Below are 14,809 nucleotides of genomic sequence, written 5' to 3' on the forward strand. Positions count from 1 at the left end.
CCAGCGCGGGGAATACGCCTCCGAGAAGATGGCCGCCCTGACACTGCGCGAGCTGGAGCGCTGGCTCACATTGGGGGTCGGCACCTATCACGGCTCCGTGCACAACGGCCTGCTCCAGCCGCCGGCCGCGCGCTGGGCCGAAGCTATCGCCAGGACCGGCGTGCCAACCGTCATCACTCGCACCACGGCTTTTCTGGTCGATTTCCTGCCCATCATCCGCCGCACGCTGACTCGTACCGGCTTCGTCATCGACCACATCCACTACTACGCCGATGCGCTCAAGCCCTGGATAGCTCGGCGCGACCGCTTGCCTGCGTTCCTGATCCGGCGCGACCCGCGCGATATCAGCCGCATTTGGGTGTTAGAGCCGGAGGGTCAGCACTACCTGGAAATTCCCTACCGTACCTTGTCGCACCCGGCTGTCACCCTCTGGGAACAACGACAGGCGCTGGCGAAATTGCGGCAGCAAGGGCGTGAACAGGTGGATGAGTCGGCGCTGTTCCGCATGATCGGCCAGATGCGCGAAATCGTGACCACCGCGCAGAAGGCTACGCGCAAGGCGCGGCGCGACGTGGATCGACGCCAGCACCTCAAGGCAACGGCACCGCCTGTCAAAACCACGCCACCACCGGACGCGGGTATGGCTGACCCGCAGGCAGATACCCAGCCACCTGCCAAACCGTTCGACCAGATTGAGGAGTGGTAGCTGTGGAAGAATATCCCATCATTGACCTGTCCCACCTGCTGCCGGCGGCCCAGGGCTTGGCCCGTCTCCCTGCGGACGAACGCATCCAGCGCCTTCGCGCCGACCGCTGGATCGGCTATCCGCGCGCAGTCGAGGCGCTGAACCGGCTGGAAGCCCTGTATGCGTGGCCGAACAAACAACGCATGCCCAACCTGCTGTTGGTCGGTCCAACCAACAACGGCAAGTCGATGATCGTCGAGAAATTCCGCCGCGCCCACCCGGCCAGCTCCGACGCCGACCAGGAGCACATCCCGGTATTGGTCGTGCAGATGCCGTCCGAGCCGTCGGTGATCCGCTTCTACGTCGCGCTGCTCGCGGCGATGGGAGCACCATTGCGACCGCGCCCACGGCTGCCGGAAATAGAGCAACTGGCGCTGACACTGCTGCGCAAGCTCGGTGTGCGTTTGCTGGTGATCGACGAGCTGCACAACGTCCTGGCCGGCAACAGCGTCAACCGCCGGGAATTCCTCAACCTGCTGCGCTTCCTCGGCAACGAATTGCGCATCCCGCTGGTCGGTGTGGGCACACGCGACGCCTACCTGGCCATCCGCTCGGATGACCAGTTGGAAAACCGCTTCGAGCCGATGATGCTGCCGGTGTGGGAGGCCAACGACGATTGCTGTTCACTGCTGGCCAGCTTCGCGGCTTCGCTCCCGCTGCGGCGACCTTCGTCGATTGCCACGCTGGACATGGCTCGCTACCTGCTCACGCGCAGCGAGGGCACTATTGGCGAGCTGGCGCACCTATTGATGGCGGCGGCCGTGTCCGCCGTGGAGAGTGGTGAGGAAGCGATCAACCACCGCACGCTCAGCATGGCCGATTACACCGGTCCCAGCGAGCGGCGGCGGCAATTCGAGCGGGAACTGATGTGAAGCCAGCGCCACGCTGGCCACTGCATCCGGCACCCAGGGAAGGCGAAGCCCTGTCTTCGTGGCTCAACCGCGTGGCCCTTTGCTATCACATGGAAGTGTCCGAGCTGCTGGAGCACGATCTTGGTCACGGCCAGGTTGATGACCTGGACACCGCGCCACCACTGGCGCTGCTGGCGATGCTCTCCCAGCGGAGCGGTATCGAGCTGGATCGGCTGCGCTGCATGAGTTTCGCCGGCTGGGTGCCTTGGCTACTGGACAGCCTTGATGATCAGATTCCAGCCGCATTGGAAACCTATGCGTTCCAGCTCTCGGTACTGCTGCCGAGACTCCGCCGTAAGACGCGATCCATCACGAGCTGGCGTGCCTGGCTGCCCACCCAACCGATACACCGCGCCTGTCCGCTCTGCCTGAACGATCCGGAGAACCAAGCCGTACTGCTCGCGTGGAAGCTGCCCCTGATGCTGAGCTGCCCACTGCATGGCTGCTGGCTGGAATCCTATTGGGGCGTGCCAGGGCGGTTTCTCGGCTGGGAGAACGCCGACGCCGAACCGCGCACTGCCAGCGACGCGATTGCGGCGATGGACCAGCGTACCTGGCAGGCACTGACGACCGGTCATGTAGAGCTGCCGCGCCGACGCATCCACGCCGGATTGTGGTTTCGGCTGCTACGCACGCTGCTCGACGAGCTGAACACCCCGCTTTCGGCGTGCGGCACCTACGCGGGGTATCTCCGCCAAGTCTGGGAAGGCTGCGGGCATCCGCTGCGTGCAGGGCAAAGTCTGTGGCGACCGTATGAAACCCTGAACCCGGCAGTACGGTTGCAGATGCTGGAGGCGGCGGCAACGGCGATCCACTTGATTGAAGTGAGGGATATAAGCCCGCCGGGCGAGCAGGCAAAGCTATTCTGGTCCGAGCCCCAAACCGGGTTCACCAGTGGACTGCCAGCGAGAGCGCCGAAGCCCGAACCCGTCGATCACTGGCAACGGGCGGTCCAGGCCATTGATGAGGCGATCATTGAAGCGCGGCACGACCCCGAGACGGCCCGCTCGCTGTTCGCGTTGGCTTCCTTTGGTCGGCGCGACCCCGCTTCCCTGGAACGGTTGCGCACCACCTTCGCGAAGGAAGGCATCCCCCCCTGAATTTCTGTCACATTATGATCCTGATTGACCCTTTGCATGTCTTAGACAGAATGACGGGTTAAGTGACAAATTTTGACGACCCGAACTTTCCGGTGCACACTGTCACATAATCGAACGTATATGTGACAGGTATGACATGCTAATCGGCTACATGCGGGTATCGAAGGCGGATGGCTCCCAGGCCACTGACTTGCAGCGCGACGCGCTGATCGCCGCCGATGTCGACCCGGCGCATCTTTACGAAGACCAGGCATCCGGCAAGCGCGAGGATCGTCCCGGCTTGGCGAGCTGTTTGAAGGCGTTGCGTTCAGGGGATACCTTGGTCGTATGGAAGCTCGACCGGCTCGGGCGCGACCTTCGGCACCTGATCAACACCGTGCACGATCTGACTGGGCGTGGCGTCGGTCTCAAGGTGCTGAGCGGCCACGGTGCGGCCATCGACACGACGACCGCTGCTGGCAAACTGGTCTTCGGCATCTTCGCCGCACTGGCCGAATTCGAGCGCGAGCTGATCGCAGAGCGCACAGTAGCGGGCTTGGCCTCGGCGCGGGCGCGCGGTAGGAAAGGTGGTCGGCCTTTCAAGATGACCGCCGCCAAGCTGCGCCTGGCGATGGCGGCAATGGGGCAGACTGAAACTAAGGTCGGCGACCTGTGCCAAGAGCTCGGCATCACGCGACAGACCTTGTACCGGCATATTTCTCCCAAGGGGGAATTGCGCGCAGATGGAATACGACTGCTGTCCAAGATGTAAAAGAAAAACTGGCCTCTACATGGTCAGCACGGATTCGAGGATGACGGCGCTCATCGCGGCATCAATTCACCTATTCACGCCGTCAAATCAGCTTTTTTGTACTGCCATTTGACGCGATGACCGCGAATTGATCGTAAAAACCACCACAATGATGAATAACACAGCGAATTGCGCTGAGAGTGTTTGCCACGACGGATAGATGCCCAGCAGATCAATGCGTGGGATCGATATTGGGCTGGTATGCAATAACCCTGCTTCTTGCAGACCTGCGATGCCCTTGCCTGCCAAGACCACGGCAAGTATGGCCACCAGCAGTGAGCTGGCAGCGAAGAACTGGCCAATCGGCAGGCGCGCACTGGTGCGCAGCAGCACGACTGCCAGCAGGGCCAGGATTCCCATGCCAGTGCCCAAGCCCGCCAGCAGGGGCCAGCCATTTCCTTCTGTCCAGAGCGCTGCGTAGAACAGCACCGTCTCGAACACCTCACGGTAGACGGCGACGAAGGCCAGCGAAAACAAGAACCATGCCGTGCGCTTGTTGAGCGCCGAAGACAGCTTTTCCTTGAGGTAGACCTGCCAACGACCGGCAACGCTCTTCTGGTGCATCCACATGCCCACACCCAGCAAGACCACGGCGGCAAAGAGTGACGAAAAGCCTTCCGTTAGCTCCCGGCTTGCCCCACTGACGCCGACCAAGTAAGTTGCCACTGCCCATGTAATGCCGCCTGCGGCCAGCGCGGATGCCCAGCCTGCATGCACGTAGATCAATACGTCTTTCCGTTCGGCTTTCTTGAGAAACGCCAGCATGGCAACGACCACCAGCAGGGCTTCCAATCCTTCACGTAGCAAGATGGTTAACGCACCGATGAAGGCCGCCACGGCATCGTCGTCGGAGGGGGCAAGCACCTTGTCCGCTTCATCCAGCAAGCCGCGCAAATGCAGCTCCGCTGTCTGCACATCGGCAGGCGAACCATTGGCTATCAATGCCCGGTAGGACACCATCGCGGCTTCGATCTTCTCGAACAGCGGCCGATTGCGAGTGGCCAACGCCGGTTCGACCGGCTCGAAGCCATCGAGGTAAGCAGACAAGGCTAGCTTGGTCGCACCTGCACGGTCGTCAGCCAGCAATGCCGTCACGCTCTCACTGAGTTTGGCTTTGGCAATCGCGGTGCCCTTCGGACTGCTGATATTCAGCGCGCTCGGATTGGCGCGCAAATAGGCCGTCAGGGCTCTGGCGGAAGGCTCATCCAGCCTGTCCGCCAAGACATGCTCAGATGTTTGCGTCAGCACATCCAGACTGGCGAGCGTCTGGCGAACCTGCGCGTTGGCTTGCCAGAGCTTGGCTCCTTCGTCCTTGTCGCTTTGCGTATAAGGTAGCGTGCCAACAAAGAACGCCAATGCCCATCGGTCTTCATCCGACAACGCGCCAAAGCCCTGCATAGCGGTGCCCTGGACACCGTTGCTGATAATTTGGTGTAGCGCGAATAAGCTGCGCTCGCGCGCCCGCATGTGATCGGCCAGCGCGGTCGGCTTGGGGTTGAGGGATGCCGCTAGGGGGCCATCACCGCGCCCTTGCTGACCGTGACAGGCCGCACACTGGGCCTGAAACAACTGCCCTCCCTTCGCTAAGACCGGCATGGCAGTCGGTGCGACTGGAAACGGGTACGCCTTTTGCACCGCACTGGACAGCGCGTGCGCCAGTTTTGCTACGCTGGCCGGATCGGCTTTGGCAGCTACCGCAGCACGCAAAGCGGTCGCTTGTTGCAACAAGCGACCCTTGTCGGTCTGGTCAGGTAATTCTCCCAGTTGACGTTCGGCTGTCGCTGAAAATTCCTGCATTTCAGCGTACTCCGACGCTTTCAGGACAGCACCGTTGGCGACCGCGCCGCCGTAATCGACGGCGACGTAGTCCAGAAGCTGCCAAATCTGTTTGGCTTTGAGTTCGGTGGTGTCGGCTGCGTAGCTTGGCCCGCCAATCAACGCGCAAGTCGCCAACAGCAAAGTCATCAGCCAGCGATAGGTTGCTCGGCAAGTCATGGAAACTCTCGGATTATATCATTGTGAATGATTATAATTCCCATTTGCGCCGGTGTCCACCGCCTTGCCTTGGGTTAGCATCTGCATGATGAGCAAAGCAGCACCCGATGTGATCGCCACATCTGCGAGGTTGAAGGCGGGCCAGTGCACAAGCTGCCAATGGAAGTCGAGGAAATCGACAACCGATCCACGCAGCACACGATCCGCGACATTGCCGAGCGCACCACCAAGGATCAGGCTGTAGCCCATCGCTTCGAGACGTGGCCGTTGCTGGCACAGCATGCGCCCCAGCCAAGCAGAAACAGCCAGACCCAGCGTGATGAAAAAGTAACGTTGCCAGCCACCAGCGTTCGCCAAAAAGCTGAATGCCGCACCCGGATTCAGGACATGAACGAGGTTGAAAAACGGGGTGATTTCGACTTGCTCACCGTAGGCAAACGTGCGGATGATGGCGAACTTCGTGAGCTGATCGGTCATGACAGCACTGGCGGCCACGGTGAACCAGACCCAAGCCGATGTGCGGCGGGCCGATTGCCACACAGGGGCGGCCAACGGCAGCAACCACCCGGCGAGTGCCGTGCAGCTCCATCCCAGCGTCCACCCCGCCAACACATCGGCCGGAAAGTGCATTCCGGCCGCGATGCGCGACCAGCCGACCAATGTGGCGTACAGCATTAAACTGAGACGACCACGGCGGCCCATCAAAGGCCAGAGCGCGCCGACCACCATCGCGGCATAGGTGGCATGCCCGCTGGGCAGGCTGTAGTGAAGCTCTTTGTCCCCGATGACGCGCGCCAGGTCGCCAAGGACGGCAGGCGGGCGTGGAAAGTCGAACCATAGCTTCAAGGCGGTGGCGACCAATAACGCCAGCAAGAAGGCCGCGCTAAAACCAATAAGGCGATGCCGAACGGCCGTACCACGCGCCGGGGTTGTAGCCGATTTCGACCACCACCACAGACCCAACAGCATCAGCGGCGCTGTCCAGTAACTTCCCACGAGGCCAAAGAACCATGCCAGTGGTTTCAGCGTGGCGGGCGTGCCTGTGTTGATGGCTTGAAACAACGCGATGTTCAGGCCACCCCAGTCATAGAGAAAGAGTTTCCAGCTCATCGGCGCAACAACCTCAAGCCGTTGCCGACAACAAGCAAGCTGGCACCCATATCGGCGAACACAGCCATCCACATGGTCGCGTGACCCGTGAAGGTGAGCACCAAAAATACCGCCTTGATGCCAAGGGCCAGCACAATGTTTTGCATCAGCACCTGTGCTGTCGCACGCGACAGGCGCACGAAGGTCGGAATCTTGCGCAGGTCATCGTCCATCAGGGCCACGTCGGCGGTTTCAATAGCGGTATCTGTGCCCGCCGCTCCCATTGCAAAGCCAATGTCCGCACGCGCCAAGGCCGGTGCGTCGTTGATGCCATCACCGACCATGCCAACCTTGCCGTTTCTGGACAATTGCTCCACTTCGCGCAGTTTGTCGTCGGGCAGTTGGTTGCCTTGCGCGCGGTCAATGCCGGCTTGTGCGGCGATGGCCTGTGCCGTGTGGGGGTTATCGCCGGTCAACATCACGGTGTTGATGCCCAGAGCATGCAGCTCGGCGATGGCTCTCTTGCTGCTGTCCTTGATGGTGTCCGCAACGGCGAATAAGCCATGTACCCCTTTTGCGCCCACCAGCATCACGACGGTCTTGCCTGCGGTTTCCAGCGCTGCGATGCGCTGCTCCAGCTCTGGTGTGCACTGCCCCAGCTCTTCCAGCATCCGGTGGTTGCCCAGATGGTAGGTCTCCCCGTCGATTTGGCCTTGCACACCCCGACCGGGCAGCGCGCTGAACTCGGCCACGTCGAGCAAGGCAACCCCATCCCGCTGCGCAGCCTGCGCCACCGCTTTGGATACCGGATGGTCTGAGCGGGCCGCCAGACTGGCAGCGATGCTGCGGCTATCCGAGGCGAGTGCATGACCCCATGCGACAAAATCGGTCTGAGCAGGCTTGCCGTGCGTGATTGTGCCGGTCTTGTCCAGAGCCAGCCAGCGCAGCTTGCGGCCTTCTTCCAGATAGACACCGCCCTTAACGAGAATGCCGTGACGGGCAGCGGCGGCCAAGCCGCTGACGATGCTGACCGGCGTGGAGATCACCAAGGCGCATGGGCAGGCAACCACCAGCAGAACCAGTGCACGGTAAATCCAGTCCATCCATGCCGCGCCCATGAAAAGCGGGGGCAGCAGTGCGACGGCGATGGCTAGGGCGAACACGAGAGGCGTGTACCAACGGGCGAACTGATCGACAAAACGCTGGGTCGGCGCACGGCTACCTTGTGCAGCCTCTACCGCGTGAATGATGCGGGCCAAAGTGGAGTTGCTGGCCAAGGAGGAAACGCGGTACTCGAAGGAACCGGATTCGTTGATCGTGCCCGCAAACACCGGATCGCCGGGGGACTTCTCGACCGGGAGGCTTTCGCCCGTGATCGGGGCTTGGTTGACCGTGGAGCGTCCGTCTAGCACCTCGCCATCGAGCGCGATGCGCTCACCCGGTCTGACCCGGACTCGGCTGCCAATGGCGATTTGCTTGGCGCTTGCCTCTCGCCAGGTGCCGTCAGGCTGTTGCACCGTGGCCTGCTCCGGGGTCAGGTCGAGCAGTCCACGGATGGCGTTGCGGGCGCGATCCAATGACTTGGCCTCGATCACCTCGGCCAGCGCGAAGAGCACCATCACCATCGCAGCTTCGGGCCAGTGGCCGATGAACATGGCACCTGTGACAGCAATCGACATCAGGGCGTTCATGTTGAGGTTACGGTTCTTGAGCGCGATCCAGCCCTTCTTGTAGGTGGACAGGCCTCCCGTCAAGACCGCTACAAGCGCCAGAATGACGACCGACCAATGATTGCCGTTGTGGAACCAGTAGACCGCTTCGGCCGCTGATGCGGCGATGAGGGAAATACCGAGTGGCCACCAGTTGGTCTGCGTTGTCACAGGGGACGCCGATGGCGACGCGGCCATGGCCTTGTCCTCGACCTGCGCCTCGAATCCGAGCGCTTGTAGTGCCACAAGCACATCCGGCAGAACCCCGTCAGCATGGCGTACCGACAACGTGCGCTGCATCAGGTTGAAATCGAGACCGGTAACCCCGGCCACGGTGCCGAGCTTGTTGCGGATCAATGCTTCCTCTGTCGGACAATCCATCTTGGCAATGGACAGCTTGGTTGTCTGCCCAGCCGACGCCTCATCCATGCGCACAGCTTGCATGCCGATGGCCTTCAGTGCCTGTTCAACGGGAGACAGCGAAGGCAATTCGTGCTGCACGGTCAAGGTACGCTGCATCAGGTTGAACTCAAGACCAACCACACCCGCCAGCCCAACCAGCTTGCCTCGGATCAGCGCCTCTTCCGTGGGGCAATCCATGTTCTCGATGCGGTACACCGCTTGAGCCGATCCGGTTGTCGGCGGGGCTTGTGTCGTGGGTTGCATGATCGGCCCAGCCGAGCAGCCACACGCCTTTGAAGCGCATTCACTCATGGATAACTCCTTCAAATCTTCTGTACAACCTCCATTAAAAACTCTACAGTTACTATAGAGTCAAGTGATAAATGGAGATTGAGGCATGGAAATCAGAATTGGCGATCTAGCCAAGCGCTCTGGGTGCGAGGTCGTGACCATCCGCTACTACGAAAAGGAAGGGCTGCTGCCAAAGCCAGCGCGAAGCGGTGGCAACTTTCGGTTGTACAGCGATGTGCACATCGAGCGTTTGCAGTTCATTCGTCATTGCCGTTCGCTTGACATGACGCTGAGCGAAATCAGGATACTGCTGGGCCTACGAGATAACCCTGCTCAGGACTGCGGCGACGTCAATACACTACTGGATGCCCATATTCGTCAGACCGAAGATCGCGTCGAAGCGCTGTTGCAATTGAAGCGGCACTTGCTCTCGCTGCGTGAAAAATGCTCGGGCGCTCGACGAATAGAGGCATGTGGCATCTTGCAAGGTTTATCAGATTGCAATCATCCGGGATGCAACGCATAGCATGAGTTGTTTCGCACGCCGACATTGGCCTGCGATTTTGGATTCGTGAGCGGCCTGCCTAATTGGCATCGGAGAAGGTCGTGCGGCTGACTTCTGATATTCCGTGCAGTCGTCTTCTGAAAATGACACGGGCGCGAGGCCGCAAAGGCGGGCGCAAGCCAGCACTCGATGAGAAGCAGATCAGGGAAATTAAAGCGCTCTTGCGTGACCCTGAGATTCAGGTGTCCGACGTGGCCAAACGCTACGGGGTGTCGAGAGCGACGGTGTACAAGCACGTTGGGCCTGTCACGCCGAAGAAGAGCCGCAAGGAGGGAGAGTGAAAACGGCTGTCCAGAAAAGACTATGCCCCCGGGGGCGTGCTCGCGCAGAGGTCACACCGGGGGCTTGCTTTGATCGAATAGTACCCCATTCCTCATTTTTGAGCAAGCAGGGTGGCGAACAACAAGGACGTGAGGTGGCGAAGTGACGAGTACGAAGCTTCCGGAGCTGGACGCTTCCAGCCTCAGTCACGTAGTTGCTACCCTGACCCGGCCGCGCCTGAGCAAGTACCTGCGCGTGACGCGCAACAATGCCCAGCAGGCTCTGCGTCTCTACGTGCTGAACACCAAAGTCAGCGCGGCGGTGATGACTGACCTTCACTACATCGAGGTCGCCCTGCGCAACAAGTTTGACCGGGAGCTGGCGGCCAAGTTTGGCCACGAATGGTTCAAGGATGCAGGCTTCTTGGCGCTGGTCGATGGCCGTAGCCACGCCATCTTGTTGAAAGCCCAGAAGGACGCGGCCAAGCACTGGCCCAAAGGAAAGGCTTTGCCGTCCGGCAAGGTGATCGCCGAGTTGACCTTCGGCTTCTGGTTGCAACTGACCGACTCGAAGCTGGAACACAAGCTTTGGGTGCCCTGTTTGCACAAGGCCTTTGCGCCGCGCAAGGCACCGAAGCGCGCCATCTTCAACCAGCAATTGGAGAAGCTGCGTCAACTGCGTAATCGTGTGGCTCACCATGAGCCAATCTTTCATCTTGACCTGCTCGATGCACACCATCGCATCTTCGAGGTTGGACAGCTTCTCTGCCCTACAACAGCCCGAGTAATGGATCAGACCAGTACCGTGCAACGGCAGGTGATGGGCTTGACCAAATACTGCAAGCGGCGTGGTTTGTGAGGGCGGCAGACATGGCACTACCTTCCTTTGATAGCGGGTGGCGAGACGGCGCGCGGATCAAACCGCGCATTTGTATTTTGGAGATCAAAGATCGCGACAAGCTCGACGGTGAGCCGATCGCATGGTTGTTTGTTGAGAGGGAGGAAACCTATCGGCGCGATGATCGGGATGGTTCCGTGTACGAGGCGTCGATTCGTCTGTCCTACGAGCGCATTGCGCCGAAGCACTCTTACCGAATGAGCGGCAAGGGTCATTTTTCCGGGGGCTTCTCGCGAGGTTATGGCGATGGGTCTTCGGTTTCATTGACCTCAGAGTCCACATCGAGAGGTGCGGTGTTTCTTGACCTTCCGGGTCTCGAAGGGCAGAGGGTCGGAACCTATCTCATGAACGAGATTGTGCAATGGGTACGGCAGTGGCCAGAAGCCACTGTTCGCTCTGTTGAGCTGCTGTCTGGACAGGCCCACGGGGAAAACAAGGCGCGACGCAATCGCTTCTATGAACAGTTCGGCCTCAAGTTCGATTACCGCGATCCTGAGCAGCGTGAAGGGCTGTCCAGGCCGATGCTGTCGGAGGCGCTGACCCCTGTCGAAACGTGGCAGTCGAACATCCGTGAGTGTGATGTCCGCGAGTACCTTGGAGGTGTTCTGTATGACCGCGACCGGCTCGGGTTTGAGCTGTCACAACGCGAGCGCGCCATCAGAAACCTGTCCGATGAAATCAAACGGGCTGAAGCTCACCCTGTACGTTGGGCGTTACGTCAGTTGTGGTGGCGCATCGCTCCCCCATTGGGGCAAGTCACGATCCTGCTGATCTTTGCCGTGATGGTATGGCTGGGCTTGAAGCCTAAATAGGAGAAAAAATGTCTGGCTTGATTAAGCTGCTGATGGGCTGTGTGCTGTTGATTGCTGGCTCAGTGCGCGCAGCGGACGATCCGACCAAGCCGTCGATGGCCGGCCCCAGCTTCTGGAAAGCCAGCCAGCTCTACGAGCTGTGTACGAGCCAACACCAGACGGATCGCGCCCACTGTGAGGGCTTCATCACGGGCGTGGCCAGCACCTTGCAGAACGAGCAGATCAGCCGTGTGCGCGTGTGCATCCCAAAGGGCACGAGCAGCAACGACGTGGTGCAGAAGGTGGTGTGGTACTTGAGGGAGAAGGCCGACGCCGACGACATGAAGGTGGCTGCTGTGAGCCTGATCGGCCCGCTGCTGCCCGTGCTCTACAACTGCACGCCCGGCCAGCCGCCCAAGTTTGCGCCCTGATAATCCGGGGTGACTGCCTTGTAGCGGCGTTTTCCTCCCTGACAGCCCGCAGTCTTTCACCGCCTCGCTCTCTGCGAGGCGGCTTTCTTTCCGGGCTACGAGAACAGCTCGGAGTGCGTCCCGCTGCGCACGAAAACAACCAAGCTGCTTTTGCCTGAATCGTCGAGCAGGTAGATCAGCAGGAAGTCGCCGCCGATGTGGCACTCGCGATGGCCCGCCCAGTCACCCGTCAGCGGGTGGTCGAGCCATTCAGGCGGCAGTGGCCCGTCGTTGGCGATGAGCAGCAGCATCGCCTCCTTCAGCCGGTGCATGTCGTACCGGCCGGAGTGGGACAGGCGCACCCAGTCCTTCTGGAACTCTTTGGTGTAGTCCGATGCGCGAGGCAGGTTTGCCCGCTTACTTGCTGCTGGCTTCTTCGAGGTCATTCAGGAGCGAGTCAGCAGTTGCGAAGCGAGCGCGACGGCTCTTGATGATCTCGTTGGCCTCGGCGATGGCGACGCGGCTGGTGGCGTTCGGTGCCTTGAGTGCGAAAGGCAGTTCCTTGTCGGCGACGACACGGGTCAGGAACACGCGGATCGCATCGGAGACGGTCAGGCCCATCGAGGCCAGCGTTTCCGCAGCCTGCGCCTTGACGTTTTCGTCCACACGAACGTGAACCATAGTGGTGGTAGCAGCCATGACGGCCTCCTATTGCGACTGATTGAGATACATTGTATCGCACGCCGCCCACAATCGCAAGGTGACACCCCTCCCCCCCGGTGTCCCGTCTCTAGGTATGTATATCGGTAGGTAGGTATATATATACCTACTTACGGCAGCCACGGCAGTAGCTTGGCGATGTTGCGGGCATCGTCGAGGCCGCGATGGTGCGAGCCATCGAGAGGCAGGCCCACCATCTGCAACGCGCGGGCCATCCCCACTTCCTTGATCTTGCGGCCCTTAGCAAACCGGCGCTTGAGGTTCACATGCTCGAACTCTGCGAGCGGGCTTTCGATGCCGTGTCGCTCGCAGTCACGCGCAAGCTGCTTGGCGTCGAATTGGCCCCAGCTCCCCCACGTTGCGCCCGGTGCCTGATGGCGTTGGGCGAAGCTGGCCAGCCGTGCCGCGACCACTGGGAACAACTCGGCACCGTCCACGTCGGCTTGCTGGATGTTGGTGAGCTGCCGACAAAACGGAGTGAGCTGAGGGCGTACCACGGGGCGCACCAGCGCCTGAAACATGTCGAGTACGCTGCCCTCAACCGTAGCCCAAACCGCGCCGATCTCGATGATCTCCATATCGCTCGCCGGGAGGCCATCGGCATCGTCGCAGGTGGCCTCAAGGTCGATGACGAGCACCACCGGGGTCACAGAATCCCCGCGAGGGCATCGACCAGCGACTGCCCTCCCCTGCGATCCAGCCAGCGCGCCTGCATCCCGAAGGCCTGCGGCCCGTCGAAGTCGCAGCGCTTGCTGTCGCCCACGAAAACCGCCTCAGCCGGTGCGCAGCCCAGCTCGGCGCACGCGAGCCGGTACATCGTCGGGTGTGGCTTGGCCACGCCCACCTCGTAGGACAGGACGTAGGCGTCCAGCTCGGGCACGAGGTCGCGCACGGCCGCGCCGTACTCATAGGCGAGGTTCGAGCAGACGGCAAGTCGCAGGCCTGCGGCCCGCGCCTTGGTGAGCACTTCCGGCACCTCGGGAAACAGACGCAGACCGGACAGCTCTTCGGCCAAGTCGGGCAGCATCAGGTCGAGGTTGTCCCCCGCGCCGATCTCGCTGGCGAGGGTCGCCAGTGGCACGTTGCGGGTCAGGCAGGCGAGCCGATCCATCGGTCGCCCGTTCGCGTCCACCAGACTCCCATAGGGTGCCGGGCGCGTGGTGTAGCGGATCAGCGTCCCGAAGGCGTCAAAGACAATGGCTTTCGTGGTCTGCATGTATATATATACCTACCTATATACCTATATACCTACATACCTACTCGAACAACTCGCGCTCGAACTCGACGCCCGCCACCACCAGCGGCTCACCGCTGGGCCAGCGCTTGGGCGGCTGGTGATCGCTGATGACCTGCACGTCGGTGTCGTCGTTGACCACGGCCACGTCGGCGGCGTGCAAAGCGGCTTGCTTGCTCGCGCGCTCGAAGCGGCAGGTGTTGGGGTCGAATGTCCAATAGCGCATGTCAGCCTCCGTCGTTGGTCTGTGCTTTCTTTCTCTCGTGCTCGTCGAGCAGCCGTTGGTAGGACTCATAGGCGGGCGTGCCGGGTGGCGCGAAGTTCGGGAGCAAGGTGATCTCGCTTTCCTCTTCGATGACCGGCCGCCCTCTCACCGGCTCCGGCATCAGGCCCAGCTCGCTGGCAACCCGTATCAGTGCCCGGATTTCCTTGCGGATGGCGGCGACGTTTTCGGTGGTGGTGGTGGCGTAGCCCTTGGCCAACCCAACCCGAGCCACCCGCGTGCTTTCGGCCAGCGTGTCCAGCTCGAACTGAGCCGCTGCCTTCAACTCTTCTTCGTCCTGCCGGACGCGCCACTCCCGCCACTCTTCAACCTCGGCCGGGGTGAGGATGGCCAGCACATCAGCGGGCAGCTCACGCGCTTCCCGGTCGAACTTGGCCACCACGCGCTGTACGTTCTTGCCCTCTGGAAAATCCGGCGTTACTTCGCGCACCCGGCGAAGGCACTGCACGCGGTGCCCCTCTCGGTAGCCGCCTTCTTTGTCGCGGTGGCGAATGATCTTGAACTGCATCGGCGCGTTCTCTTGTGGGTGTTGTTGCGTATAACTAAAACTATACGCGAAAGCTCAAAAGTCTGCTACCATTCGCTTGTGGTCGGTAGGTATATATATACTTACCGA

18 protein-coding genes are annotated in these 14,809 nt (G+C 61.0%); 9 read left to right on the forward strand and 9 right to left on the reverse strand.

Features of this window, described 5'->3' with window-relative positions:
- The 4 genes from FAZ21_RS16870 to FAZ21_RS16885 form a co-directional block, all read left to right on the forward strand.
- On the forward strand, positions 1-706 hold a 706-nt coding region (locus tag FAZ21_RS16870; RefSeq protein WP_169307468.1), incomplete at its 5' end, for a Mu transposase C-terminal domain-containing protein.
- Between the two features lie 2 nt (positions 707-708).
- Positions 709-1,617 (forward strand): TniB family NTP-binding protein, encoded by a 909-nt coding sequence (locus tag FAZ21_RS16875; RefSeq protein WP_136774615.1) that lies wholly within the window; start codon positions 709-711, stop codon positions 1,615-1,617.
- Complete coding sequence (locus FAZ21_RS16880) at positions 1,614-2,756, forward strand: TniQ family protein (RefSeq protein WP_136774616.1); 1,143 nt, start codon at positions 1,614-1,616, stop codon at positions 2,754-2,756. The genes FAZ21_RS16875 and FAZ21_RS16880 overlap by 4 nt, the downstream gene beginning before the upstream one ends.
- Positions 2,757-2,892: 136 nt before the next feature.
- Positions 2,893-3,507, forward strand: a complete 615-nt coding sequence (locus FAZ21_RS16885; RefSeq protein WP_005303904.1) for a recombinase family protein — start codon at positions 2,893-2,895, stop codon at positions 3,505-3,507.
- Positions 3,508-3,594: 87 nt separating this feature from the next.
- Here the strand turns inward: FAZ21_RS16885 and FAZ21_RS16890 are convergent, their stop codons facing one another.
- From FAZ21_RS16890 to FAZ21_RS16900, 3 genes are read right to left on the reverse strand one after another with little or no spacing between them, the layout of a single operon-like run.
- A complete protein-coding gene (locus FAZ21_RS16890; protein WP_085944543.1) occupies positions 3,595-5,511 on the reverse strand; it encodes a cytochrome c/FTR1 family iron permease in 1,917 nt (638 codons plus the stop codon).
- Positions 5,512-5,559: 48 nt separating this feature from the next.
- Complete coding sequence (lspA, locus tag FAZ21_RS16895; protein WP_136774617.1) at positions 5,560-6,651, reverse strand: signal peptidase II; 1,092 nt, start codon at positions 6,649-6,651, stop codon at positions 5,560-5,562.
- The gene (locus FAZ21_RS16900; RefSeq protein WP_005303896.1) at positions 6,648-9,053 is read right to left on the reverse strand and encodes a heavy metal translocating P-type ATPase; all 2,406 of its coding nucleotides are present in this window, start codon (positions 9,051-9,053) and stop codon (positions 6,648-6,650) included. The genes lspA and FAZ21_RS16900 overlap by 4 nt, the downstream gene beginning before the upstream one ends.
- An 85-nt stretch (positions 9,054-9,138) precedes the next feature.
- Between FAZ21_RS16900 and cadR the strand changes: the two genes are divergently transcribed.
- The 5 genes from cadR (at position 9,139) to FAZ21_RS16925 (ending at position 11,977) form a co-directional block, all read left to right on the forward strand.
- Positions 9,139-9,558, forward strand: a complete 420-nt coding sequence (gene cadR, locus FAZ21_RS16905) for a Cd(II)/Pb(II)-responsive transcriptional regulator (protein ID WP_005303894.1) — start codon at positions 9,139-9,141, stop codon at positions 9,556-9,558.
- Positions 9,559-9,638: 80 nt separating this feature from the next.
- Positions 9,639-9,878 carry a helix-turn-helix domain-containing protein gene (locus tag FAZ21_RS16910; protein ID WP_246038742.1) on the forward strand — a complete coding sequence of 80 codons (240 nt, stop codon included), beginning with the start codon at positions 9,639-9,641 and terminating at the stop codon, positions 9,876-9,878.
- Positions 9,879-10,020: 142 nt separating this feature from the next.
- The gene (locus tag FAZ21_RS16915; RefSeq protein ID WP_136774618.1) at positions 10,021-10,716 is read left to right on the forward strand and encodes an Abi family protein; all 696 of its coding nucleotides are present in this window, start codon (positions 10,021-10,023) and stop codon (positions 10,714-10,716) included.
- Between the two features lie 11 nt (positions 10,717-10,727).
- Positions 10,728-11,567 (forward strand): hypothetical protein, encoded by an 840-nt coding sequence (locus FAZ21_RS16920; protein ID WP_136774619.1) that lies wholly within the window; start codon positions 10,728-10,730, stop codon positions 11,565-11,567.
- Positions 11,568-11,575: 8 nt separating this feature from the next.
- The gene (locus FAZ21_RS16925) at positions 11,576-11,977 is read left to right on the forward strand and encodes a Rap1a/Tai family immunity protein (RefSeq protein WP_136774620.1); all 402 of its coding nucleotides are present in this window, start codon (positions 11,576-11,578) and stop codon (positions 11,975-11,977) included.
- Between the two features lie 95 nt (positions 11,978-12,072).
- On the opposite strand, the gene FAZ21_RS16930 is transcribed toward FAZ21_RS16925, so the two are convergent.
- The 6 genes from FAZ21_RS16930 to FAZ21_RS16955 form a co-directional block, all read right to left on the reverse strand.
- The gene (locus FAZ21_RS16930) at positions 12,073-12,402 is read right to left on the reverse strand and encodes a type II toxin-antitoxin system YafQ family toxin (RefSeq protein WP_136774621.1); all 330 of its coding nucleotides are present in this window, start codon (positions 12,400-12,402) and stop codon (positions 12,073-12,075) included.
- Positions 12,374-12,655, reverse strand: coding sequence for a type II toxin-antitoxin system RelB/DinJ family antitoxin (locus FAZ21_RS16935; RefSeq protein WP_136774622.1), 282 nt, complete (start codon positions 12,653-12,655; stop codon positions 12,374-12,376). The genes FAZ21_RS16930 and FAZ21_RS16935 overlap by 29 nt, the downstream gene beginning before the upstream one ends.
- 131 nt (positions 12,656-12,786) lie before the next feature.
- Positions 12,787-13,314 carry a 3'-5' exonuclease gene (locus FAZ21_RS16940; RefSeq protein WP_246038745.1) on the reverse strand — a complete coding sequence of 176 codons (528 nt, stop codon included), beginning with the start codon at positions 13,312-13,314 and terminating at the stop codon, positions 12,787-12,789.
- A gap of 8 nt (positions 13,315-13,322) precedes the next feature.
- Positions 13,323-13,892 (reverse strand): HAD family hydrolase, encoded by a 570-nt coding sequence (locus FAZ21_RS16945; RefSeq protein WP_136774624.1) that lies wholly within the window; start codon positions 13,890-13,892, stop codon positions 13,323-13,325.
- A gap of 40 nt (positions 13,893-13,932) precedes the next feature.
- Positions 13,933-14,136, reverse strand: coding sequence for a hypothetical protein (locus tag FAZ21_RS16950; RefSeq protein ID WP_136774625.1), 204 nt, complete (start codon positions 14,134-14,136; stop codon positions 13,933-13,935).
- Position 14,137: 1 nt separating this feature from the next.
- Positions 14,138-14,701, reverse strand: coding sequence for a hypothetical protein (locus tag FAZ21_RS16955; RefSeq protein WP_055311955.1), 564 nt, complete (start codon positions 14,699-14,701; stop codon positions 14,138-14,140).
- Positions 14,702-14,809 lie beyond the last annotated feature (108 nt).

Origin of the sequence: Chitiniphilus eburneus, from assembly GCF_005048205.1 — a bacterium.
Taxonomy (GTDB): domain Bacteria; phylum Pseudomonadota; class Gammaproteobacteria; order Burkholderiales; family Chitinibacteraceae; genus Chitiniphilus; species Chitiniphilus eburneus.